This window comes from Ensifer sp. 22460 (assembly GCF_052044935.1).
GTDB lineage: Bacteria > Pseudomonadota > Alphaproteobacteria > Rhizobiales > Rhizobiaceae > Ensifer.
In genome coordinates this window covers 1-21,765 of the sequence record NZ_JBQENZ010000041.1, presented here as the reverse complement: position 1 = coordinate 21,765, position 21,765 = coordinate 1, and the positions used below count along the sequence as shown (strand labels likewise).

21 protein-coding genes and 1 pseudogene are annotated in these 21,765 nt (G+C 57.1%); 7 read left to right on the top strand and 15 right to left on the bottom strand.

Translation table 11 applies throughout. The annotated features are described in order from the left end of the window. The 5 genes from ACTJKM_RS33305 to ACTJKM_RS33285 all read right to left on the bottom strand — a co-directional run bounded on the left by ACTJKM_RS33305 (nucleotide 1) and on the right by ACTJKM_RS33285 (nucleotide 4,496). Nucleotides 1-1,116, bottom strand: coding sequence for an ABC transporter ATP-binding protein (locus tag ACTJKM_RS33305; protein WP_243016884.1), 1,116 nt, complete (start codon nucleotides 1,114-1,116; stop codon nucleotides 1-3). 134 nt (nucleotides 1,117-1,250) lie between these two features. Further along, nucleotides 1,251-1,883, bottom strand: coding sequence for an isochorismatase family protein (locus ACTJKM_RS33300; RefSeq protein WP_427142553.1), 633 nt, complete (start codon nucleotides 1,881-1,883; stop codon nucleotides 1,251-1,253). A 61-nt stretch (nucleotides 1,884-1,944) separates the two neighbouring features. After that, on the bottom strand, nucleotides 1,945-2,973 hold the full coding sequence (locus tag ACTJKM_RS33295) for a leucyl aminopeptidase (RefSeq protein WP_024899993.1): 1,029 nt from the start codon (nucleotides 2,971-2,973) through the stop codon (nucleotides 1,945-1,947). Nucleotides 2,974-2,999: 26 nt separating this feature from the next. Further along, nucleotides 3,000-3,782 carry an alpha/beta fold hydrolase gene (locus ACTJKM_RS33290; protein WP_035209863.1) on the bottom strand — a complete coding sequence of 261 codons (783 nt, stop codon included), beginning with the start codon at nucleotides 3,780-3,782 and terminating at the stop codon, nucleotides 3,000-3,002. 12 nt (nucleotides 3,783-3,794) lie between these two features. Further along, nucleotides 3,795-4,496: a maleate cis-trans isomerase family protein gene (locus tag ACTJKM_RS33285; RefSeq protein WP_145926120.1), complete on the bottom strand. Its 702-nt coding sequence runs from the start codon at nucleotides 4,494-4,496 to the stop codon at nucleotides 3,795-3,797. A gap of 586 nt (nucleotides 4,497-5,082) precedes the next feature. On the opposite strand from ACTJKM_RS33285, the gene ACTJKM_RS33280 reads away from it, so the two are divergent. The 3 genes from ACTJKM_RS33280 to ACTJKM_RS33270 all read left to right on the top strand — a co-directional run bounded on the left by ACTJKM_RS33280 (nucleotide 5,083) and on the right by ACTJKM_RS33270 (nucleotide 8,514). Further along, nucleotides 5,083-5,490 carry a Rid family hydrolase gene (locus ACTJKM_RS33280; RefSeq protein WP_024899996.1) on the top strand — a complete coding sequence of 136 codons (408 nt, stop codon included), beginning with the start codon at nucleotides 5,083-5,085 and terminating at the stop codon, nucleotides 5,488-5,490. Nucleotides 5,491-5,773: 283 nt separating this feature from the next. Beyond that, nucleotides 5,774-7,171 carry an aldehyde dehydrogenase family protein gene (locus ACTJKM_RS33275; protein WP_024899997.1) on the top strand — a complete coding sequence of 466 codons (1,398 nt, stop codon included), beginning with the start codon at nucleotides 5,774-5,776 and terminating at the stop codon, nucleotides 7,169-7,171. Between the two features lie 29 nt (nucleotides 7,172-7,200). Beyond that, nucleotides 7,201-8,514 (top strand): flavin monoamine oxidase family protein, encoded by a 1,314-nt coding sequence (locus tag ACTJKM_RS33270; protein ID WP_064334256.1) that lies wholly within the window; start codon nucleotides 7,201-7,203, stop codon nucleotides 8,512-8,514. A gap of 106 nt (nucleotides 8,515-8,620) precedes the next feature. On the opposite strand, the gene ACTJKM_RS33265 is transcribed toward ACTJKM_RS33270, so the two are convergent. From ACTJKM_RS33265 to ACTJKM_RS33255, 3 genes are all read right to left on the bottom strand, one after another. After that, on the bottom strand, nucleotides 8,621-9,052 hold the full coding sequence (locus ACTJKM_RS33265; protein WP_051514968.1) for a pseudoazurin: 432 nt from the start codon (nucleotides 9,050-9,052) through the stop codon (nucleotides 8,621-8,623). Between the two features lie 80 nt (nucleotides 9,053-9,132). Continuing rightward, entirely contained in the window at nucleotides 9,133-11,382 is a 2,250-nt protein-coding gene (gene ndhA, locus ACTJKM_RS33260; RefSeq protein WP_084438676.1) for a nicotine dehydrogenase subunit alpha NdhA, read from the bottom strand. Then, complete coding sequence (locus tag ACTJKM_RS33255) at nucleotides 11,379-11,846, bottom strand: (2Fe-2S)-binding protein (RefSeq protein ID WP_024900002.1); 468 nt, start codon at nucleotides 11,844-11,846, stop codon at nucleotides 11,379-11,381. The genes ndhA and ACTJKM_RS33255 overlap by 4 nt, the downstream gene beginning before the upstream one ends. 277 nt (nucleotides 11,847-12,123) lie before the next feature. On the opposite strand from ACTJKM_RS33255, the gene ACTJKM_RS33250 reads away from it, so the two are divergent. Then, complete coding sequence (locus ACTJKM_RS33250) at nucleotides 12,124-12,798, top strand: TetR/AcrR family transcriptional regulator (RefSeq protein WP_440661747.1); 675 nt, start codon at nucleotides 12,124-12,126, stop codon at nucleotides 12,796-12,798. Nucleotides 12,799-12,960: 162 nt separating this feature from the next. Here ACTJKM_RS33250 and ACTJKM_RS33245 read toward each other — a convergent pair whose 3' ends face one another. From ACTJKM_RS33245 to ACTJKM_RS33230, 4 genes and pseudogenes are all read right to left on the bottom strand, one after another. After that, complete coding sequence (locus ACTJKM_RS33245; RefSeq protein ID WP_064334260.1) at nucleotides 12,961-13,863, bottom strand: NADP-dependent oxidoreductase; 903 nt, start codon at nucleotides 13,861-13,863, stop codon at nucleotides 12,961-12,963. 86 nt (nucleotides 13,864-13,949) lie between these two features. Continuing rightward, nucleotides 13,950-14,348 (bottom strand): DoxX family protein, encoded by a 399-nt coding sequence (locus ACTJKM_RS33240; protein WP_024900006.1) that lies wholly within the window; start codon nucleotides 14,346-14,348, stop codon nucleotides 13,950-13,952. Between the two features lie 31 nt (nucleotides 14,349-14,379). Beyond that, nucleotides 14,380-14,760 carry a glutathione S-transferase N-terminal domain-containing protein gene (locus ACTJKM_RS33235; RefSeq protein WP_024900007.1) on the bottom strand — a complete coding sequence of 127 codons (381 nt, stop codon included), beginning with the start codon at nucleotides 14,758-14,760 and terminating at the stop codon, nucleotides 14,380-14,382. Beyond that, nucleotides 14,757-15,604, bottom strand: a pseudogene (locus ACTJKM_RS33230) (DODA-type extradiol aromatic ring-opening family dioxygenase). The gene ACTJKM_RS33235 and the pseudogene ACTJKM_RS33230 overlap by 4 nt, the downstream one beginning before the upstream one ends. 158 nt (nucleotides 15,605-15,762) lie before the next feature. On the opposite strand from ACTJKM_RS33230, the gene ACTJKM_RS33225 reads away from it, so the two are divergent. From ACTJKM_RS33225 to ACTJKM_RS33215, 3 genes are all read left to right on the top strand, one after another. Then, nucleotides 15,763-16,677 (top strand): LysR family transcriptional regulator, encoded by a 915-nt coding sequence (locus ACTJKM_RS33225; protein WP_035209847.1) that lies wholly within the window; start codon nucleotides 15,763-15,765, stop codon nucleotides 16,675-16,677. A gap of 712 nt (nucleotides 16,678-17,389) precedes the next feature. Continuing rightward, entirely contained in the window at nucleotides 17,390-18,262 is an 873-nt protein-coding gene (locus ACTJKM_RS33220) for an XdhC family protein (protein ID WP_243016886.1), read from the top strand. 458 nt (nucleotides 18,263-18,720) lie between these two features. Next, on the top strand, nucleotides 18,721-19,176 hold the full coding sequence (locus ACTJKM_RS33215; protein ID WP_440661745.1) for a helix-turn-helix domain-containing protein: 456 nt from the start codon (nucleotides 18,721-18,723) through the stop codon (nucleotides 19,174-19,176). Here the strand turns inward: ACTJKM_RS33215 and tnpC are convergent. The 3 genes from tnpC to tnpA all read right to left on the bottom strand — a co-directional run bounded on the left by tnpC (nucleotide 19,168) and on the right by tnpA (nucleotide 21,676). Further along, nucleotides 19,168-20,820, bottom strand: a complete 1,653-nt coding sequence (gene tnpC / locus ACTJKM_RS33210) for an IS66 family transposase (RefSeq protein ID WP_065998900.1) — start codon at nucleotides 20,818-20,820, stop codon at nucleotides 19,168-19,170. The two genes, ACTJKM_RS33215 and tnpC, sit on opposite strands and share 9 nt — an antisense overlap. Before the next feature lie 62 nt (nucleotides 20,821-20,882). Next, complete coding sequence (gene tnpB / locus ACTJKM_RS33205; protein ID WP_047637286.1) at nucleotides 20,883-21,236, bottom strand: IS66 family insertion sequence element accessory protein TnpB; 354 nt, start codon at nucleotides 21,234-21,236, stop codon at nucleotides 20,883-20,885. After that, complete coding sequence (tnpA, locus tag ACTJKM_RS33200) at nucleotides 21,233-21,676, bottom strand: IS66-like element accessory protein TnpA (protein WP_065998904.1); 444 nt, start codon at nucleotides 21,674-21,676, stop codon at nucleotides 21,233-21,235. Before tnpA ends, tnpB begins: the two co-directional genes overlap by 4 nt. Between the last annotated feature and the right edge of the window lie 89 nt (nucleotides 21,677-21,765).

Sequence of the window (21,765 nt, the reverse complement as noted above, 5' to 3'; positions counted from 1 at the left end):
TTAGTCTCCCAGAATCTGGGCCGCGCCGTCACGCAAGCGGATGCCGACGCGATCGCCAACAGAAATAGCTTCGGTCGACGAGTCTGCATTTTGCGTTCGCGTGACAAAAACTCCGCCTTCGCGCACGCGGACGTGATATGCGGTACCAGTGCCAAAATAGACAATGTTCATCAACTCGCCGTCGAGATGACCAGCCCCAGCCGGGACGATCTCAGCATGTTCTGGCCGCACCGCCAGCGTTACCGGGCCAGCGCGCGACCCATCCTTCGGTGCTCGCGCTCGCAATCGTATACCTGGTTCGAATTCGATACAGGCGTCCCTACCGTCAACAGAAGATAAATTGACTGGAAGGAAGTTGGTTTCGCCTATGAAATCGGCAACGAAGCGATCTGCCGGTTGATCATATATTTCTCGTGGCAGGCCGATCTGCCGGACCTTACCGGCACTCATAACCGCAATACGGTCCGACATCGTCAGCGCCTCTTCCTGGTCATGGGTGACGAAAACGAACGTAATGCCGGTTTGCGTTTGCAGGCGCTTGAGTTCGATCTGCATTTCCTTGCGTAGCTTGAAGTCCAGCGCGGATAAGGGCTCGTCCAAAAGCAGAACCTTCGGGTGGGGAGCCAGGGCACGGGCCAGAGCGATGCGCTGCTGCTGCCCGCCAGATAACTGGTTAGTCAACCTGTCGGCCATGCGGGTCATCTGCACAAGTTCCAACATTTCCGCGACAGTTCTAGCAATCTCATCCTTTGGCTTACGCAGCATTCGCAGTCCGAAAGCAATGTTCTGCGCGCAGGTCATGTGCGGGAAGAGGGCATAGGATTGGAATACAGTGTTTACAGGTCGTAGATACGGGGGTTTGTTGATCAGATTCTCCCCGTCGAGCGTCAATGTACCGCTCGTAGCGAAGTCAAAGCCGGCGATCATACGAAGTAGCGTCGTTTTCCCACAGCCAGACGGTCCAAGAAGTGTGAAAAATTCGTTTTTTCGGATCGTCAGGGATACACTATCCAACGCTGTGTAGGCGCCTGCCCCCACCCCGTAGACCTTGCTCACATCTTTGATTTCGATCATATTCCACCCAATTTGCTGCGTTCCCGGAACGTTTTTTGTCATCAAGGCGTCCACAGTGCGTGTAACACCTCTCATTTTAGCGTTTAAGCATACACCCTATCGCGCCATTTCAGATCATTTCAGCCCTAATAGGTGTTTTGTACGGCGCACATTCATTGCATAGCGGGTGCGGCGATCTAGCGATGCGCTCGTAGAGAGCCCAGCCAATTCATGACGTCGACAGCATCGGTCACATCGGCGTATTTTTGCTGAATATCGTACAGACTTGCATCATGCGGTGACTGCGCCCGATCGGCGCAACAGTCGCGCGGCACCAGAACGTTGAAGCCGGATTGTACAGCGTCAACGACCGTTGCCCGCACGCATCCTGACGTCGTTGCCCCCGTTACTACGACGGTATCGACACATGCAGCCGTCAGTAGCGAGGCAAGTGAAGTGCCGTGAAATGCCGAGGCACCTTTCTTAGTTAAGATCAGATCTTCCGGTCGAACCCCGGTAGTTTCATCGATCTCGACCAGACGGCTGCCCTCAAGCAACGCCGACATACCCGACGCCTTCCTGAGCCAGGCAACGTTACCCACCTCACTTGGATGATATGAGATTGTAGTAAAAATCACGAGATATCCAGCGTCGCGCGCAACATCCGCTATACGGCGCGTCATCGCGATCTCGGTGCTCATATCAGCCGCAGTTGGGTACTGTTTATCGGTGAACCCGTACGTGAAATCGACAATCACAATCGCGGGACGCGAACCCCGCTCCACTGGTCGGCCGAAACCAGCCGCTTCGTATACTTCTTCCTGCGACATCGCGCGTCTCCTACTGTGTCCGAGATGCACCGCATTTTGAGGTGCATCTCGGACTTGATCTTTATCGTTCCATTTTCATGTCCGGCACGACGATATCCCCATCGATGACGATCGGTGCGTCATCAAGGAAGAGCGAGCAGTTGCGCATCGGGATGTCGAGGTGGCAGTGTGTGTCGTTTGGACCGCCAAGCTCGTTATTAGGGCCGGTCGAGAACATAACGTTTCCGTAGAACGAACGCGGCTCCATGCCCATGCCGCCTGGAAAGGCGCCCGGCACGAAGTTATGCCATTTTGCCTGGGGGTTCATGCCCCAGCCGACATGGCTCATGCCGTAACCTTTCGGATCCGCGAAAGACTGCATGTAAGACTTGACGATTTCGGCATCGAGGCCGCCACGGATGTCGGTGATCCAGCCCTTCTCGATTGTGTAAATGATGGGCTCACGCACATAGGTGTTTTGCGGCAATAAGATATCGCCCGGCGCGACTACGATCTGGCCGTCGACGCCATCGTCGTCGCCGCCGGTGAAGACAAAGCCAGACGGCCAGTGGTCCCACCGGCCTGGTTGGTCCGTGCACGCGTACTCCGTGATCGTGGGATAGGTGTTCAGCTTGTATGTAACGTCGGTCCCGTGCTGCGACGTGATCCGCATAACCTTGGCTCTCGAGAGGATCTCGCCACCAATTTCCACCTTCTCCCGCAGTTCCTTGTAAGGAAGCATGCGAGCCAGAAGTTCAGGCGGCTCAACCGCTGTCAACACGCGCGTACCGGCGGCCTGGATCGCCATCTGCTCCGGTGAGAACAGCAGGAAGATGCAGTCGATCAACATGTCGCAGTTCTTGAGGGCCTCAACGGCATCTGGCATCGCGGCAAGGCCGGTGACGCCAACATTCCAGCCACCCGTCGGCAAGGGCGCCGGCAGGCGCATGTGGTACATGTTCGCGCCAAGACGTTGGCCAGCGGCAAGAAACGCATTTGCATAGTCCAGTCGTTCATTGCCCTGCGTGAGCACGACAAGGCGCTCGCCGTCGCGCACGCCGGACATCTTCAACTGGTGGAGGCAGATTTCGGTGAAACTCGTGTGGTCCATTGCTCAGAATCCCTTTTTTTTGAAAACTATGCTGCAAAGTCCATGACTGCGGCGAGAAAGCCCTCCAGGTCGTCCCACGGGATCATGTGCCCCGCGCGCTCGACCGTTCGCACCTCGACTGCCGGTACGAGGCGCTTGATCTCCTCGACATCGGCCGGCTCTATAACCGCTGCACCGCCTGCTACCACCAGGCGCATCGGTAGGCGGAGCGCAGGCAGATCGGCGTGGATGTCATCGGAGTGAAACCCGTCGAAGGCGGTGCGGATCGCGTCCAGTTGGCAGGTGTGCAGCCACTCGGCACGAAGGGCGAGCTGTTCTTCGCTCCAGCTCGGACAGAAATGTTTCATCTCCTCCGGCGAGCAGCCGCGCTGGGCGAGCAGGATCGAGTCCTCGTACCAGCTCCATGATGCCGGATAACCCCGTCGGCCTGGCCCACTGACGGGTGGATCGACCAGAACCAGCCCCGAGAAGCCCGACGGACACATGCGAGCGGCACGTATCCCGGTTCGCGCGCCCATCGAATGCCCGAGCAGGATCGGTCGGTCGAGGCTCGCCGCTTCAGCGACCCGAACGGCGTCCTCTGCCATGGCATCGAGCGAGAAGTCGAGCGCACCGCCTTGTGACAAGCCACGCCCACGCACGTCAAGCACATGCACGTCGAACCTTGCGGCCAGCCGTTCGGCCACAAAGCCCCAAGTGATGGCCGGCGACGTGATGCCAGGAATGAGCAGCACCTGCGGTCCCGGCCCCTCATAGTGGAGCAAGTGCTGGCGAATGCCGTTTGCGTTAACGTTGTATCCCCGAGCCAATGCGCCCTCCCCTTAATAGGCACCGGAAAGCAGCGTGCCGCCACCCGGAATGCGCGTCTCGAGGTCGAGCGCCTTCAACAGCGACCACGTGGTGGCGATCGCCGCCGTCAAGACCGGTTTACGAGTCACCGCTTCCGCTTCGGAAACAGCCGCCAGCGAGGGCATCTGAACGCAGGCGGACAGCACGATGGCATCGACATCGCTCGTGTCCATCGAACGGACAATGCCGGGCAGCTTCATCGGATCGTGTGCGGCCACCGCGAGGTTGTCGGAAATTTCGAGCGCGCGCCATACGCTGACCTCGATGCCTTCGTTGCGGATGTAGTCCACGACGAGCTCAGTGAGCGGCTTCATGTAAGGCGCGACGAGCGCGATCTTCTTCGCGCCAATCGCCTTGATGCCCTCGACCAGCGCTCCGGCCGACGTCACCACCGGCGCCGGATTGCCGTTGTCGACCGTTGCCTTGTGCAGGCGCTCCTGCGACTGGCGATGATAGCCATGCCCCATTGCCATGATTGCTACCAGGCAGGCATAACCCATCACGTCGACGCGCGCATCCGACAGTTCGAGCGCACACCGGTCGCTGTCCCTGTCCATGGCCTTCAATTCCTCGGCGGTTACATGCTTCATCCGCATGCGAGACGAGTGGAACGTGAAACGTTCTGGCGATACGAGCTCTCTGGCTCGCAACAACGCGGGTATCTCGGTTTCCATCGTAATGTTGGAGCTTGGAACGATCTGACCAATACGAAAGCGCTTCATTTGCAGGCCCCTTGTTTCGAGTAGGTTTCACCACATTAATTATTCAAAGAAAGAATTACAAGTCAAAAGTGGTTTGGGCCCATGAGGGACTCGACGCTTACCAAACCCACTGCCTGCGCCTTAAGCTCTAGTTTACCGCTCTTCTCACGTAACGTATTGTTTTCACCTAATTTTTGTCTGGATATGTGATTTCGCCGCGGGTGATAGAGCCGCGGCATGGAGTCGCCACTCGGGCCACAGAAAGCCGCGGTGCCTTGATGACACTTGCCACGCATTTCAACTTAATATACCCTTGAATAATTACGTTCGAACCCACCTTGTTGGGGAGTGGCGGCGCGAGAGTGGCTGCTTAAGCGGCATCCGCGAGGCTATTCTCCAATCCGAACGCCCATTTGCATGGACGGTGATCCTTTTTGCACTGGAGGAAGTGTTAGGCGCACAGTTCGGAGCCGAGATTTGGAGGGGGCGCTGTCTTTCATGTCGGCGAAGAGCGTGAAATACGCGCGTTGTGCGTGAGAGCCAAGAGGAGGTCAGAAATATGAAGCCGCAATTTTTCCACAGAATACCCGAGATGGAGAACGGTTATAGCATGTCCCTTGCCGTAAGGGCGGGCGACTATGTATTCATCGGCGGTTTGACAGCCACCGATAACGCAGGGAATGAACTATTTGCCGAGGACGCCGGTTCTCAGATGAAACGTATATATGAGATACTCGGAGAAGTGCTGCGAGAATTTGGTGGGACGCCTCAGGATATCGTAAGTGAAGTAATATTTTACAATGTTGGCGCGAAAGAATATACTGAACAGCTCTTTCCCCATCGGCAAGCATTCTATGGGCAACAAGGCCCCTCGGTTGTTGGCATGCAGGTGGTCGGTTTTATAAGCCCAGCAATTCGTGTGGAGACCACAGCCGTCGCATACCTGCCACGGTCGCGCGAGCCATGAACTAGCAGCGCGTTAGCCCCGAGGAGCGCCCGGCCCATCGGACGCCAGCGATCAGTTTTGTCAATGCTCTGGCCGCAGTCCGCTAGAAACAAGATCACGAGCCGCCTGTGTCGTCCAAGTTAGCGGCGACTAATTCAGCTCCATTTTGGTGCGTACCTGCAAAGGGCTGCCAATAGATCAAAGTCTTTCGAGATGCAGTCTCGTCAAAACGGGCTTGCTCCAGCTGATCGGTACGCCTGCCCATCTATAAGCCCGCCAAAAAGTCCAATAGGAGGAAAGAAAGGTGACAAACTTCAACATGCTAATAAACGGCCGTCTAGTGCCGGGTACCGGAGAAATGCCGGTCATCGACCCGTCCACTGCCGAAATGTTTGCGACAGCACCCTACGCCAGCACCACACAACTCGAAGAGGCTGTGAGATCAGCAAAGAACGCCTTTCCTGATTGGGCCGCAACATCGTTAGAGACCCGCCGCGCCTGCTTACTTCTACTGGCGGACAGGCTAGAGCAGGAGGTCGACTACTTTGCGCGGCTTCTTACGCGTGAGCAAGGTAAACCTCTGGCGGAGGCGACGTATGAGGTCGGCGCGACGATCCGCGGCATCCGCTATTTCGCAACGTACGAGACCTCACCGGAAATACGCAGCCATACGCGGGGCAAATATGAACTGCACCGCGTTCCGTTGGGTGTGATCGCTTGCGTTACGCCGTGGAATTTTCCGATGCTTCTCGCCAGCAATAAGTTCGGTGCCGCCCTGATCACCGGAAACACCGTGATTTTGAAACCTGCGCCGACGACGCCGCTAACCTCGCTAGAGCTGGGGCGACTTGCCGAAGGTATTTTTCCGCCCGGCGTCTTCAACGTAATCTCCGATCGAAACGATCTCGGCGCAAGACTCACCGACCACCCGGATGTTGCAAAGATCTCGTTCACAGGCTCTACAGCAACGGGCAAAAAGGTGATGGCTAGCGCTGCCGGCACGCTAAAACGGGTAACACTCGAACTCGGTGGGAACGATGCAGCAATTGTCCTGGACGATGTAGACATTGATCAAGTCATCCCCGGGTTGGTCTCCGCGGCATTTCTTAATGCCGGCCAAGTCTGCGTCGCGGCCAAGCGCATATATGTTGCAGGCTCGATTTATGATGAATTTGCCGCGAAGTACGCAATCGCTGTGCAAAAGCTGAAACTTGGCTGCGGCCTGGACGAGGACGTCAACCTTGGCCCTCTCCAGAACCTCGAGCAGTTCGAGAAAGTCAAAGAGTATCTCACCATTGCGGAAAAAGATGGCATCATCATCGCTGGCGGACGGGTAGCCAACAGACCAGGATACTTCATTGAGCCGACGGTCGTTCGCGACATTACGGACGGCTCGCGGCTGGTGGACGAGGAGCAATTCGGACCAGTGGCGCCGCTTATTTCCTTCACCGATGATGACGACGCCATCAGCCGCGCCAACGCGAGTCCATTTGGTCTCGGTGCGTCGATTTGGACCAGCAATCTTACGCGCGCGCGCGCACTCGCCATGAGATTAGAATCGGGAAATGTTTGGATCAACCAACACCAGGCACTCGCTCCGGATATTCCCTTTCCCGGAGCTAAGGAGTCCGGAATTGGACTGGAAGCCGGGCCGGAGGGTTTTCACGAATTCACTCGCGTACAAATCCTCAACGCAGCTTAACTCATAAAAGTCGACGCAGGAGAAAGCACATGACAGAAAAGATATATGATGCAATCGTCGTAGGTGCCGGGTTTTCCGGTCTAGTTGCGGCACGGGAACTGTCGGCACAGGGCAGGTCGGTGCTGATTATCGAAGCCCGTCACAGACTTGGCGGCAGAACGCACGTCGTAAATTTCCTGGGTCGTCCCGTCGAGATAGGCGGTGCCGGCGTGCATTGGTGCCAACCGCACGTTTTCGCTGAGATGCAGCGCTACGGCTTCGGATTTAAAGAAGCTCCCTTAGCGGACCTGGATAAGGCTTACATGGTATTCGCGGACGGCCAAAAAATCGATGTGCCGCCTGCAACTTTTGACGAGGAGTATACCACCGCGTTCGAGAAGTTCTGCAGCCGCTCACGAGAGTTGTTCCCGCGGCCGTATTCGCCTTTGGACAATCACGAGGTCTCCAATCTTGACGGCGTGTCTGCCCGTGATCATCTCGAATCCCTTGGGTTGAACGAGTTGCAGCTAGCCTCCATGAATGCGGAGTTAACGCTTTATGGCGGCGCCCCAACCACTGAACTTAGTTACCCGAGTTTTGTTAAGTTCCACGCGCTTGCCTCTTGGGACACGATAACCTTCACTGACTCAGAAAAGCGATACCACGTGCAAGGCGGCACAAATGCACTTTGCCAAGCGATTTTCGATGACTGCCGCGCAGACTCTGAGTTTGGTGTGCCTGTGGAAGCTGTCGCGCAGACGGACAACGGTGTCACGGTGACTCTTGCGGATAAGAGGGTGTTTCGCGCGCTCACATGCGTGCTTACCTTACCGACCAAAGTTTACGCAGATGTTCGTTTCGAACCACCACTACCACCCGAAAAGCGCGCATTTATCGAACACGCCGAGATGGCTGACGGTGCGGAGCTTTACGTCCATGTACGCCAGAACCTTGGTAACACATTCACTTTCTGTGATGACCCTAACCCATTCAACGCTGTGCAAACTTACGCATATGATGATGAACTTGGGACGATCCTCAAGATCACGATTGGCCGGCAATCGTTGATTAACCTCGAGAATTTTGACGCGATTGCTGCCGAAATACGCAAAATCCACGGCGACGTCGAGGTACTTGAAGCGCTACCATATAATTGGGCAATGGATGAGTACGCCCGCACGAGCTACCCCGCCATGAGGAAAGGTTGGTTCTCTAGATACAAGGACATGGCAAAACCGGAGAACCGTCTATTCTTTGCTGGCTCTGCCACTGCGGACGGATGGCATGAGTATATTGACGGTGCGATAGAGAGCGGAATCCGAGTCGGCCGGGAAATTCGGCACTTTATGAAGGCGACCGCTTAATATTTATGCCTGGGCTCCGTGCTTGACGGAGCCCAGGCATAAGGGCCCCACTCTAGAAGGTCCCTATTTCATCTTGCGTTAACGTGTCACATTCTGCAAAGCAACTTTATTTCTCTGCCTCGATCGAGGCAATAATTTGCTCCACGATTTTCTTTGCCTTACCATTGAACTTTAGCGACTTAACTTCTTCCAAATTTGCTGGCTCTCCGGCAACGATCGCGCCGATCATGCCCATCGCAAAGTGCGGGGTGCACTGGTAGACGTACACGCCAGGGACATCAATCTTAACTGAAATCTGATTGTTGATCTTGCCATTCCATGGCATTGCCCCATCAGGAATGGCATTCTTGATAGAGGCGCTGTTGTGCCCCTTATCTTTCAGGATAAATGTGACTGTGTCGCCGGGCTGGACGTGTAGAACCCTTGGTTCAAACGCCATGACTGTTCCGTCGGCCGCTTTGTTTGTCATTTCCACTTGGTGATCTGCAGCCCACAATACAGTAGGAAGCAGGAGTGCAGACGCTGCAGAAAATACTATGGTGTGAAAATTCAAGAGTTCTTCCTTATGATTGTAAGAGCCGCTGGGCAACGGCTCTTAACTGTCGGCGCGCCGAGTTTCTATACTAACGACAGTTCCTTGATCGGTAGGGACCTAATCCTCGGTCCGCCAGCGTCAGCGATGGCGTTAACCAAGGCGGCAATCGTGATTGGAACGGCATCCTCCCCAACGCTCTGCGGCGAGCCCTCGCTTGGCAGCAGATTTATTTCGATCTCCGGCACCTGAGCGATGCGAAGGATCGGGTAATCATAAAAATTGTTCTGCTGCACCTGGCCGTTCTCCAAGGTGATCTCGCTATAGAAGGCGTTCGTCAAGGCGTACGAGATGCATCCTTCAAGCTGCTGCCTTACAATATCCGGATTGATGATAGTGCCAGCGTCGATGGTAATCGCGACCTTATCTACACGGACGGAGGCGTCCTTGATCGTTACGTCCACCACCGCCGCCTTCGACGACGACTCGTAGCCAAGGTAATAAGCGGTGTCGCTCACCGCTATGCCTCGGCCCGAGCCATTCTTTGCGCGCCCACCCCAGCCAGCTTTCTCGGCAGCCGCATCGAGGACCCGACGCAGAGTCTTTGAGCGTGCGACTGCGATGTCGTACTGCTCAAGGTCCTTCGGGATGAGGGATGGGTCGAGCAACGCCCTATACAAATCAACGGAGTCCTTATGTGCCAATACCGCCAGTTCGTTGAGAAAGCCGAAGTTCATCCACAAGTGCTGCGTCAACCCCACCCCCCTCATCCATCCGAACGGAATGGGTGTAGTCTTGTCGCGTTGGTAGGCAATATGCATGTTAGGGAAGAAGAACGGAAAATGCGTTCCACCATAGGACTGTAACGCCGCCTGTGCGCTAGCGATCCGGCACGACCAGGTGTCGATGTTTCCATCTTCGTCGAGCGCACCTGCGAATTTCACGACTGTAAGCGGTGTATAAGTGCTGTGCTTGATGCATTCCTCTCGACTCCAAAGCACTTTCACCGGCGTTCCTGACATTGCTTTGCCGATCTGAACTGCCTGATAAACGAAGTCGTTCTGGACACGTCGGCCAAAACCGCCGCCGCACTGCATCAGGTTGAACTTTACGTTCTCCGGCGCCAAGCCCGTCAGTTCAGTCGCAATTCGATGCGCATCGTCGGCATATTGGCTCCCGGCCCACACGGTCGCTTTGGATTTCTCAATTAGTACTGTGCAGTTAAGCGGCTCTAAGGGCGCGGGATCCATGAAAGGAAAAACATATTCAGCTTTCAGTGATAGCTTAGCTTCTTTGATCCTTTTGCCGACGTCACCCGTCTCAACCAAGACAGGCAACTCACCACTTGCCTGCGTGGAAAGCGCTGTCTTCAACTTATCTGACGTCAAACCAGCATGGGATCCGCCATCCCACTCAATCTCCAATGACTCCAGCGCGGATTTGGCTTCCCACCAGCTATCAGCGACAACGGCGACCGTATCATCAATATTTACCGCCGCCGCCCAGAGATCGGGGTCCTCTCCATCCGGTACAGGCGAATTGTAGCCGACAAATCCGCCTTTAATTTGGACGATCTGAGGATTACCAGGCAAGTCCTTCAGTGCCTCGTCGTCGACCCGCACCAACTTACCGCCAAAGACAGGGGATTGCTGCACGGCGGCGTAGCGCATACCTGGCAAATCAATATCAATGCCGTAAACAATCTCTCCGCGTGTTGCAGGCACAGTACTTAAGGGGGATATCGGCTTGCCAATGAAGCGTCGATCGGCAACCGATTTGTATACGACCTTCTCAGCTAACGGAGGGGTCAGCTTAACCGCTGCTGCGGCAACGTCGGCATAATTTACGCTGCGGCCGCTCTTGCCATGGTGCACTTGATTCCCACCAGTCGTCAGCTCTTCCGTCGGGACCGAAAGGCGTTCTGCGGCCGCTTCAAGGAGCATGGCCCGCACTTGCGCTGCCGCGAGCCGCGAGGGTGCAAAGAGATAATGTGCGGACAAACTTCCAAGTGTCGTGGTCCAGACGTAGGGCGTGCCGCGAGCCTTGCTAATGGCGGGATCGTAAAATGCCACAGACATCTTTTCCCAGTCTGCATCCAACTCTTCGGCAAGCATCTGCGGAATTGTCGTCGTTACGCCTTGCCCTACTTCGGTTTGCGGAACCGTGTAGGTCACTGTGTTGTCCGGGTTGATGACGATCCAGGATAGTATTTCCACCCCTTCGGTTGCTGGCGCGGTACTTGACTGCGCGCCTGAGCGGGTAATCGGGAAGAGCACCGCCCCTGCAAGTGCTCCCGTGCCAAGTAGAAATGCGCGACGATTGACAGAGACGCTCATTGAGCTGCTCCTTTCAGCATAGCTGCAGCGGCATGAATGGCCGCGCGGATGCGAGGATAAGTGCCACACCGACAGATATTGGTGAGCTCCCTATCGATGTCCTCGTCTGTCGGCGAGGGGTTCTTGGCCAAAATATCGGATACGGCCATGATCATGCCGGACTGGCAATAGCCGCATTGCGGCACGGCATGCTTGATCCATGCCTGTTGAACCGGATGGGAATGATCAGCGCTCAATCCTTCGATCGAAGTCACCGATCCCCCCGCAACACTTTCGACGGTAGTTATGCAGCTTCTTACGGCCTCGCCGTTGAGATGAACGGTGCATGCACCGCACTCGCCGACGCCGCAGCCGAACTTCGTGCCCTTAAGCTTGAGGTAGTCGCGAACGACCCAAAGCAGTGGCGTAGCCGGATCGACATCGACCGAACGCGCGCTGCCATTAACAGTAAAATCGACTTTCATTTTTTTCACCTCCGGAGTGTGGTCCCGTTTGTCGCAGATCGTCTTTTGTGGCAGTTTGCCAAAATTATTCACAATAGTAAATACATTTGGTTCCTCTCTAAACGCGCGACGGATACGAATAGAATGGTGAAGAATATAGGCATCGAAAATTCGACATTTGGCCCTACATTGACGGGATTAACGATTCCGGATAATTCCACACTCGCCTAAATTAAGTGCGTAAGCCTGTGGTCATGTGTGTTTCCATGAAACGGAATCAGGCTTTTAAAAACACGGAATGTGCATGCGCAAACAACCCCACCAGCGCCGCCGGCCTGGCCGCCCCTCGCATGATGGTGACCTTAAAGAGACTATCCTGGACCACGCCGAGATTGCTTTTGCGGAGCGGGGATACTCTGGGGCGAAGACGCGCGAAATAGCGGCGAATGCTGGGGTAAATCAAGCGCTTATCCGCTATTATTTTGGAGACAAGGAATCGCTTTTCGATGAAGTTTTCCGGCGGCGCGGGGGTATATTGTCGGGTACCCGACATGTTCTGCTCGACAAATTGCTGGAAGAGGCTGAGCGCCCAGCTGTCGAGGCAATCGTAAAGGCCTATCTGCAGCCCCAGTGGGACATGAAGTACAGCAACGAGAACGGCGCTTCTTTTGTACGCCTGCAAGCCCGTCTGCATGCCGAGCAAGAGGAGCACGCTCTCCGCCTACGCCGTGAGGTTTATGACGCCTCTGTTCGACGATACATTGACGCTCTCCAAACCGCGATGCCTGGCATACCGCGTGATCTTTTGAGCGTACGCATGGCGTTCCTAGTAGGCACCTACATGTTCATGCTGAACGACCTAGGCCGTATCGGCGACCTGACAGAAGGAAAGGTCTCATCGCTCAGTAAGGAGGCTATGCTCGAGAACCTCGTCGCCTTCCTCTCTGCGGGGTTACGGGCGCCGGCCAGCTAAGTTGATTGGCGTAGGCTACAATCGAGGACTGACGCGGGTGCTTAGCCACTCCGCATAGGCTGGCTGGCCCATTTCGAGAGGTTGATCTGGCACCCCCGCCAACGACCCGCCCAGAATTGGCGGATCGAGGGAGCATTCAAGGCGGAGCCGCGTCGGTCTATCTCAGTGTCTGAGAACGACTTTTCCGCGAGCCCCTGCCGCCACCGCGTTATGGGCCGCACCGATCTGATCCAAGGTCAGGGTCTTGGAAATCGGGATCACCAGCGATCCGCTGACGGCGGCGACCAGCACTGTGTCGAGCATGGCCGCGTCGGTGCGGTGGTAAATTTCAAAGATCGTAACCCGGTTGCCGGCATTGGCGCCTTCGGGTACTGGAACGATGCTCGCAACCTTGCCGCCGTCGCGAACATTGCCGATGAGGTGGTCGGCCACCGGGCCAGCGGTGCTGATCGCATAGTCGAAGCTCGGGCGTGCGGTGGGAACCGTGATATCGAGCACCTCGCCAGCCAGTTCCTGACCTTCGTGCAGCCGTTCTGGCCTGACGCCGGCAACCGGCATTGCGCCGATCTCCTGGAGATATTGGATGGCGGAACGTCCGACCGTGCCAAGGCCGCCTGAAACGAGGACCCGGTCTCCAGCCTTAACGTCGATCGCCTCGACGGTCTGCCGGCCGGTAAGGCCTGCCTTCACCAACGAGGCACCCTGCTCGAAACTCAGGCCTGCCGGCAGTTTCGCCACGGATGTGGCCGGAACCACTCCGAATTCTGCATGCGCCCCTTTGCCGTTTGCCGCGAAGTCGGCGACAACCCGCTCTCCGACCACGAAGCCGGTCACGCCTTCGCCAAGTTCGGCGATGGTGCCGGCGGCGTCGCCGCCGAGCACTGCCGGCAGTTGAAGCGGAATGAATTGGGCCATGTAGCCCTGGCGGAGAATAAGGTCGAACGGATTGACGGCGGATGCCTCGATCTTGATCAGGACTTCGCCGGGTCCGGGGGCCGGTGTCGGAATATCCCCGATTTCGAACTGATCGACATCACCGTAGGATTTGAGAAGTGCGGCTTTCATTTGTGGCTCCATCTATCGTTTCGTGTGCGCGAGGGGCCCGCCGCCCGACGGCAGCCAAGCCCCTGCGTTTCCGGATGGCGGCCGTCTCAGGCCATGGCGGAACGACGAGCGCTGTCGAGCGTCCACGCGCCACCGCCATTCGCGGCGATGAAGAGGAAGATAAAACAGTACAGGATCGCCGGCTCGCCCATATTCAGGGACGGCCAGAAGCCATAGGGCGTGTGGACCATGAAGTAGGCGATGGCCATTGTGCCCGAAGCAATGAATGCCGCGATGCGGGTCTGATAGCCGACGATCATCAGGATCGAGGTGATCACCTCGATGACACCGGCGATGATCATGATGGTCGGAAGCGGATAGGATACGCCCTGTACAGGACCCGGAAACTGAAGCAACTTCATCGTTGCGTGCTCGAGGAACAGAAGGGCCGCCATGATGCGCAGGGCCGTGAGGGCGTAAGGCGCCCATTTGCTGATATTGGTCATTGAGGTTCTCCAAAGAAGTTTTTGTCAGCGATTAGGCGGCGGAAGCCGCCTTCTTGAGCTCCATGTTTTCCTTCCAGAGCCTCATCGAAATTGCGAACACGCCATCGACGTAGTTCCGGTAGACCGTCATGCCGGCCGGATCGCGGCCCGTCTTGGCGGCAAAAAATTCAATGATGTCGTCGGATTCTGCGATGTAGCGGCCGGGCTCAAGCTGGGCGGCGGGAAAGCTCACCTTGTCGAGATGCGATTGAAGCTCCGCCCGGATCGTTTCCTCCTGCTCCGTGCCGGGCACGAAATTGCGGCTTTCGACTTCCGAGGCCAGTCCCGTTTCCAGAAGGAACAGGCGGACCTTGAGGCAGAAGGGGCAGTTTTCCTTGAGGTAGATGACCGGTTTGAAGGTTTCGCTGGTCATTGCGCGTCTCCATTTGATTGCGGGGCTGAGGGGGCGTGTCCGAAGCGGAAGCTCGATGCGGTGAGCCCGCCTCCGAAGTCTTTCTGGTGATAGGTGGTGGCGCCCGGTTCGTCCTCGGCGGCGCCGACCACCACCATCAGCGGGATGAGGTGGTCCTCGCGCGGATGAGCCGCGCGGGCAGCGGGCGCCAACTCCCATTCGATCAGCCGCTCGGTGCGCTTGTCGGATGGCGAATTGACCAGCGTCTCCTGGAGCCAGGCGTCGAAACGGCGGGACGGTTCGTATCCCCAGGTGCCGCGCATGGCCGACAGGTTGTGATAGCTGAGACCGCTACCGATAATCAGGACGCCTTCATCACGAAGGGGAGCGAGCGCCCGGCCGACATTGATGTGCAGTGCCGGATCGTAGCCCGCATCCAGCGAAAGCTGGACCACCGGAACATCCTCGTCCGGATAGAGTGGCTTCATGATGCTGAAGGTGCCGTGATCGTAGCCGCGCGTCGGATCAAGCGCCGCTTCGATAGCCCTTGCGCGCAGCAACCGCTGTACGCGATTGGCGAGGTCCGGCGAGCCCGGGGCTTTGTAGGTGATGTGATAGAGGTGCTCCGGAAAGCCGTGGTAGTCGTAGACCATGCCGGGCTCCACGCCCGAGGAATGGCAAAGCCCTTTTGCTCCCAGTGGCCCGAAACTACCAGGATCGCCTTCGGCTTGTCGCCGAGTTCGGCGCGCATGTCGATTAGCGACTTCTCCAGCACGTCGAACATACGGCGGAACTCGCCTGTCATGTATGGCCAGGGACCGCCGCCATGGCTGATGAAATAAGTCGGGAGTCGAGAATCGGTCACCGGATTATCCTTCACAACATACCGTGAATGCCGCGGCTCGTGGCGCCGTTGGAAAAGCGAGCCTCCGACGACGCCTGTTGAGGAAGAGTTTGATTTTTTCTCAGTCGTTGATCAATGTGACATTTATTGAAGAACTATTTCCTGGATGTTGATGATCGATGGATACGTTGACGAGCCTGCGGGTGTTCTGCACCGTTGCGGAACTGAAAAGCTTTACTTCTTCCGCCACTCGCCTCGGCATCTCGCCGGCTATGGCGAGCAAACATGTGATACAGCTCGAAAGCCGGCTGGGGACGCGCCTGCTCAACCGAACTAGCCGCCGTGTCAGCCTGACGGAAACTGGACGGCTCTACTTCAATCAGACCAGGCAGATGCTCGAAGGGTTGGACGAGGTGGAGGCGGCCATCGGCAATGTCATGGTGGCGCCCCGGGGCACACTCAAGCTGAGCGCGCCGGTATGGACGGCAAGCGCCTACTTTGCCGATATGCTGGCAGAATATAAACGGCGTTATCCCGACGTCTGCCTGGACGTGGATCTAAGCGGCCGGATCGTCAATCTGGTGGACGAAGGCTTCGACCTAGCCTTGCGGGCAACCACGCGCGATCGGCTGGATCCCGGCCTCGTCGCCCGCCCGCTGGCCGATGTCGAGTTCATCCTGCTGGCCTCGCCTGATTACCTGAAGCGAACGGGACGGCCGCGAAGTATCGCCGAACTCAATGGCCACGCGATGCTTCGCTACAGCGGCGTCAACCTGGGCGAGAGCATGTCGCTGGAAGGGCCCGAAGGCCGGCAGAACGTCACGTTCCGCAATGTGATGCTGAGCGACAACGAGACCGTCCTGTACCTCGCGGCCCTTCGGGGAATGGGTCTGGTGTTCCTGCCGAAATGGATGGTGGACGAGGATATTGTCGCCGGCCGGCTGGAGACGGTGCTTCCATTTGCGCTTGGCTTCAGCAGCACGCTTCACGCCGTCTACCCAAGCCGAAAATACCTTTCAGCAAAGGTCCGCACCTTCATCGACTTTATGACGGCGAACTTGCAGGGACTAGAAAAAACACCCTTACGCAGTTAGCCTATCCGAATTCACAGAAATACAGAAATCGCCGAATTTTGCCCCCCATAATCGCTTAACGCAGTTTCCGACGATCCTTAATCGCCACTTAGATTCTCCCTCGGTTGCTACCGACGCCACAAGCGCGAGTGCGCACCTACACCTACGACTGGCATCGAATATCGATGCGTCAAGATCGATTTGTGTGGCTCGTTATCACCGTTTTGGTAGATCACCCACCTTTCTGCTTGAAAATTCCACATCACGAAGCTGCGGCGCGTCCTATCGAATTAACAATTCCTATTGTGATTAATTTTGTTTCAACGGGACGCTGGGACGTGTATTGTCCCCTCATTGAGCGTGCGAGACATCAAGCGAACGAGAATATAGGCGTGTGGTAGACTGCATGTCCGACTGCGCAATCGATTGCCAGGCCTGACGCGGATGCAACTACCGAAACTAACAGTCATAAATGCAGAAGAGCGCCCGTCATTCATCAGGCTTCTCGGTTCCCGCCGGTAGATTGCCACGATAAGCACTTGCGGCGCTAACAGAAGTACGCCGTCCGCTCGCTCGCAAGACGGTAGCGATAAGGGGAGCGGCTGCCACTTCCTCGACGCTGCGCCAGGTCGCACACACTCGATTCGCGAACCTAAATTGTTTGGTTTTGTAAGGGACCGTTATGCTCACGACTTCGAATGAATTGCCCTTAACGTCACCGACTAGAGCAGTCATGACCGACGATCCAGCCGAAATCCTCTCATTGGCGGCTTCTTGGCTGCGAGAAGGAGACGTTGCTCTAGCAACGCTTATCGAAATCCGCGGTGGTTCCGCCCGGTCGCTAGGGTCCCAGATCGCCGTTGCCTCAGACGGCCGCTTTTGCGGCTACATATCGGGCGGTTGTGTGGAAGCAGCGGTCGCTTTTGAAGCAATGCTGGCTATATCACAAGGTCGGGACCGTATGATAACGCTTGGCGAAGGTTCGCCCTACTTTGACATCGTACTACCGTGCGGTGGCGGCATCAAAGTTGCGATTCACCTCCTGCGAGGAATGGGCGAGATACAATGCACTCTGGAGCGCCTCACAAAAAGGGTTCCGACAGCACTCAGTTACTCTCCGGGCTCCCAGACCCTCACGGTTGCCGATCCGCCGGCCATATCTGGGTGGGACGGAGAAAGTTTTCTAGTTAAGTACGTCCCGTCGCGCCGGATCGCCCTGTCTGGAAACGGGATCGAAGCTGAAACACTTTCTCGGATTGCAGCAGCATGCTCTTATGATGTCGTTTCCATTGTTGATGCCGGCCGCGACTTAGAAGGCTTGCTTGACAACTTCACCGCCGTTGTCTTGCTTCACCATGATCTCGAGCGTGAACGTCCAATCCTCCGCGTTGCTTTAAGATCTAGCGCATTTTATATCGGTGCTCTAGGGAGTGCCCGTACACACCAGAAACGTCTGGAACGACTGCGAGATGACGGGGTGGAAGACTCCGAGCTCGAGCGCATCAGGGCACCGATTGGAATGTTTGGGCCAGCAAGAGAGGCAAACTCACTGGCTCTTTCCATACTTGCAGACATAGCGGCTAGACAAATAATTGCGGATAAATAGCTACCTTTCGCTGTTTCGACGTCGAGATATCCCGTTGTTCTGAGGTGGCCGATTATGTCAGTGCATCGGACCGCCTGCCTTAATGTGCTCCGGCGTGCAAATTTGGTTCTGACTCGAATTGGTTGATTTTGAAGATTCAGGTGGCTTTGGTTTTCAAAGGGGGATCAGTGCCATACGCGCTCGGTTTCGCCTTTCCATTCTCACCCCGCCCGGTTTGGCGGCAGAACAGGTTTGTAGACGTCTCTCCCAGACCCTGACCTGTATTGCTCAAGTCTGGCCAGCATCCGAAAACGAAGCCCTCATGCCCTGGAACTTCGTATGCACCGCCTACATTATCGGCGGCGGTTGCAGTAAAGGACCTGCAATCAGGAAGTAATACGCCGCCTCGCTGACCTCGACTCTTTGGCCTTCCCAAAGCGCGGTGAATCTGAATCTCTGGTGCAAACCGGAGGTCTGCGATGCGATCAGGGATTTCGTTACGGGCGGATTTTGCTGGGGCCGACCTGCAGCGACTGGCGCGGCAGACGAAGGACGCAGCTCAGGCACGACGTTTGTTGGCACTGGCCTTGATCTACGATGGAGGCTCGCGTTCCGATGCCGCCCGCCTCGGCAATGTGACGCTCCAGATTGTCCGGGACTGGGTCATGCGCTTCAACGAGCGCGGCCCCCAAGGCCTGATCAATGGCAAAGCTCCTGGTCAGCAGTCGCGGTTGAACGATCAGCAGCGTGCGGCCTTGGCGCAGGCCATCGAGCGTGGGCCAACACCCTATCTCGACGGCGTTGTTCGCTGGCGTCTGTGCGATCTGGCGTATGCGACGTCCACGCCCCATGGCTTTTTCAGTTGCAGCAATCTGAGGTTGATCTACGGGCCGTCAAATGAGCTCACCGAAGAGTACCTGACGAGCTCATTGTGAGGCCTTGATGCGGGCGGCATAGGCCCATGGCATCAGGGCATCGATGTCTTTGGCGAGGTGGCCGTTTGCGAGGCGGGTGAAGAGGTCGCACAGATAGGCGTAGGGCTCAACGCCGTTCATTTTACAAGTGCCGATCAGGCTGGCAAACCGGGCCCAATTGCGGCCCCCTTCATCGTGCCCCGCAAAGAGCGCATTGCGGCGGTTCATGGCCGGTCGGCGGATCGCGTTTTCCACCAGGTTGGAGTCGATATCGACGTGGCCGTCGCCCAGAAACAGCCGGAAGCCGTCCTGCCGCGTCAGCATATAGGCCAGGGCTTTTCCGAGGTCAGACTTGCGTGAGACGCGCTTGGCTTGCGCTGCCAGCCAGGTGAAGAACTCGTCCACCAGCGGGAGGGACAGGTCCTGTCGAACTGCCCGGCGATGTCCGGGATCTGAGCCCCGGATACTGTCTTCGATCTTGTAGAGCGCGGCGATCTGCACCAGCGCCTCGTCGACGATGGGCGATCCACTCTTTGGCGTGGCCTTGATCAGCTTTCTGCGCCCGTGCGCCCAACAGAAGGCCAGCTTCAAGGGATCGCCACCCATCCGGTCCGACGTGGCGAGGTGAGAGTAACCACCGTAGGCATCCACCTGGATTGTCCCGTTGAACCCGTCGAGGATTTCAGCGGCATATTCGCCTTTACGCCCAGGTCGATAATGGAACACCACGCCCGACGGCGCAGAGCCATTCCAGCCGCGATCGTCACGCAACACGGCCCACAGATAGCCGGTCTTCGTCTTGCCTCGCCCCGGATCAAGCACCGGAGCCGTGGTCTCATCGACATAGAGCCGCGTGCTTTCCCACAGCAGCCGTTTTGCCATGTGGTCGACCACCGGTGCGATTTCGCTGCCCGTGCGCCCCATCCAATCGGCCAGGACCGTGCGGTCTATCGGCACCCCGTGTCGCGCCATGACCTCGGCCTGCCGGTTGAGCGGCATATGTTCGGAATGCTTGGAGACGGCAATCTCAGCCAGAAGGGCTTCCGTCGGCCAGCTCCCTTCCAGCAGATGCGCTGGCGCTCTGGCCTGGATGACGCCCGTTCGACCCTTGGGGCATGCGTATTTCGGGCGGATGGTGACGATCACCTCGTAGCGCGCCGGAATCCGGTCGAGCCGTTCCGTCCGGTCTTCGCCGATCCGAACCATGTTGCCGCAACCGCAGGGACAAACGATGCTCTCGGGCTCGATCACTCTCTCGACCCGCGGCAGGTGTTCGGGCAGTGCACGGGCTTTACGCTCCTTGCGAGGAGCGACTTTTTCCGGATCGGATGCGCTGGCTTCGATCTTTTTCTCCACGGCGGCAATCCGCGCCTGTGTTTCGGCAATTGCCGTTTCAAGGTCTTCCAGCGCCAGTTCCATCTGCGCCGGATCGAGCTTTTCCGATTTCGGCCCGAACTTCGTGCGCCGATAGTCGTGAACCTGACCTTCAAGCTTCTCGACCAGTTCCTTCAGCTCGGCGATGAAGGCGTCCTTTTCGGCAACCACAGCCTGCTCGTGCTGACGTGCAGCACGCTCGACCGACAGTTCGAACTGCATCGCCGCAAACGCCTTCACCACCTCTGGCGGAAGGTCCGGAAACAGGCTGAGATCAAGGGACGACGACATGCGGTCTTATAGCAAGACAGCACAAAAAATCCAAATAAAACAATGCAAAGGCAGCGGGATATTCACCCTGCCGCCGACGGCGCGATCACCCGTTGCGCCATGACTCGCCGCCAGTCGAGCCCCTCGAATAACGCTTCGTATTGCCCCCTGGAAAGACGCATCGTCCCATCCTGCACCTTGGGCCAGGCAAAGCTTCCATGTTCAAGAATTTTGTAGGTCAACACCATTCCGGTGCCATCCCATACCAGGATTTTCAGACGATCACCGCGCTTCGACCGGAAGATCACCGTCACCCCGGAATGCGGGTCGAGCTTCAACTCGGTCTGCACCATCAGAGCCAACGCCTGATGCCCGCAGCGGAAGTCCACCGGCCGCGTTGCAATCAGGATCGGCAGTCGTTGGCCCGCGACGATCATGCCGTCCCTCGCATGGCGCGCACCAGAGCGGCCACACGTTCAACTGGCACATCGCCGGGAACCCGCATCACAACGTCCGGGCCGATCTCCAACGTCAAGACCGGACAAACCGCCTCCGACAGCGGCGGCGCCAAAACATTCACAGCCTCGCTCGGCTCTGCCGCAATCGCCAAAGGCACAAATGCTGGCTCGGCATCGCCGCTCTCCGACAGGCCCGGCATAGCCTCAAAAGGCAGCGTCAGAATGCCCTCGCGCACTTGCCGGCGCCACAAGGAAAGCTGGTGCGGAACAACGTCATGACGGCGCGCGACATCAACAACACGAACACCAGGCTCAAGGCTTTCCGCGACGATCCGCGCCTTCACATCATCTGGCCACCGCCGGTTTCCGCGGCGCGGCTCGACAACTTCGTAGCGCCCAACAAATCCATCATCTGCCATGCAAATCTCCAGATAGTCCTGGAAACCTTCTCGCACGCCCGGCCAGCCTCAAAATACAGCCTATCCAATGGGGCGGAGACGGCGCTTAC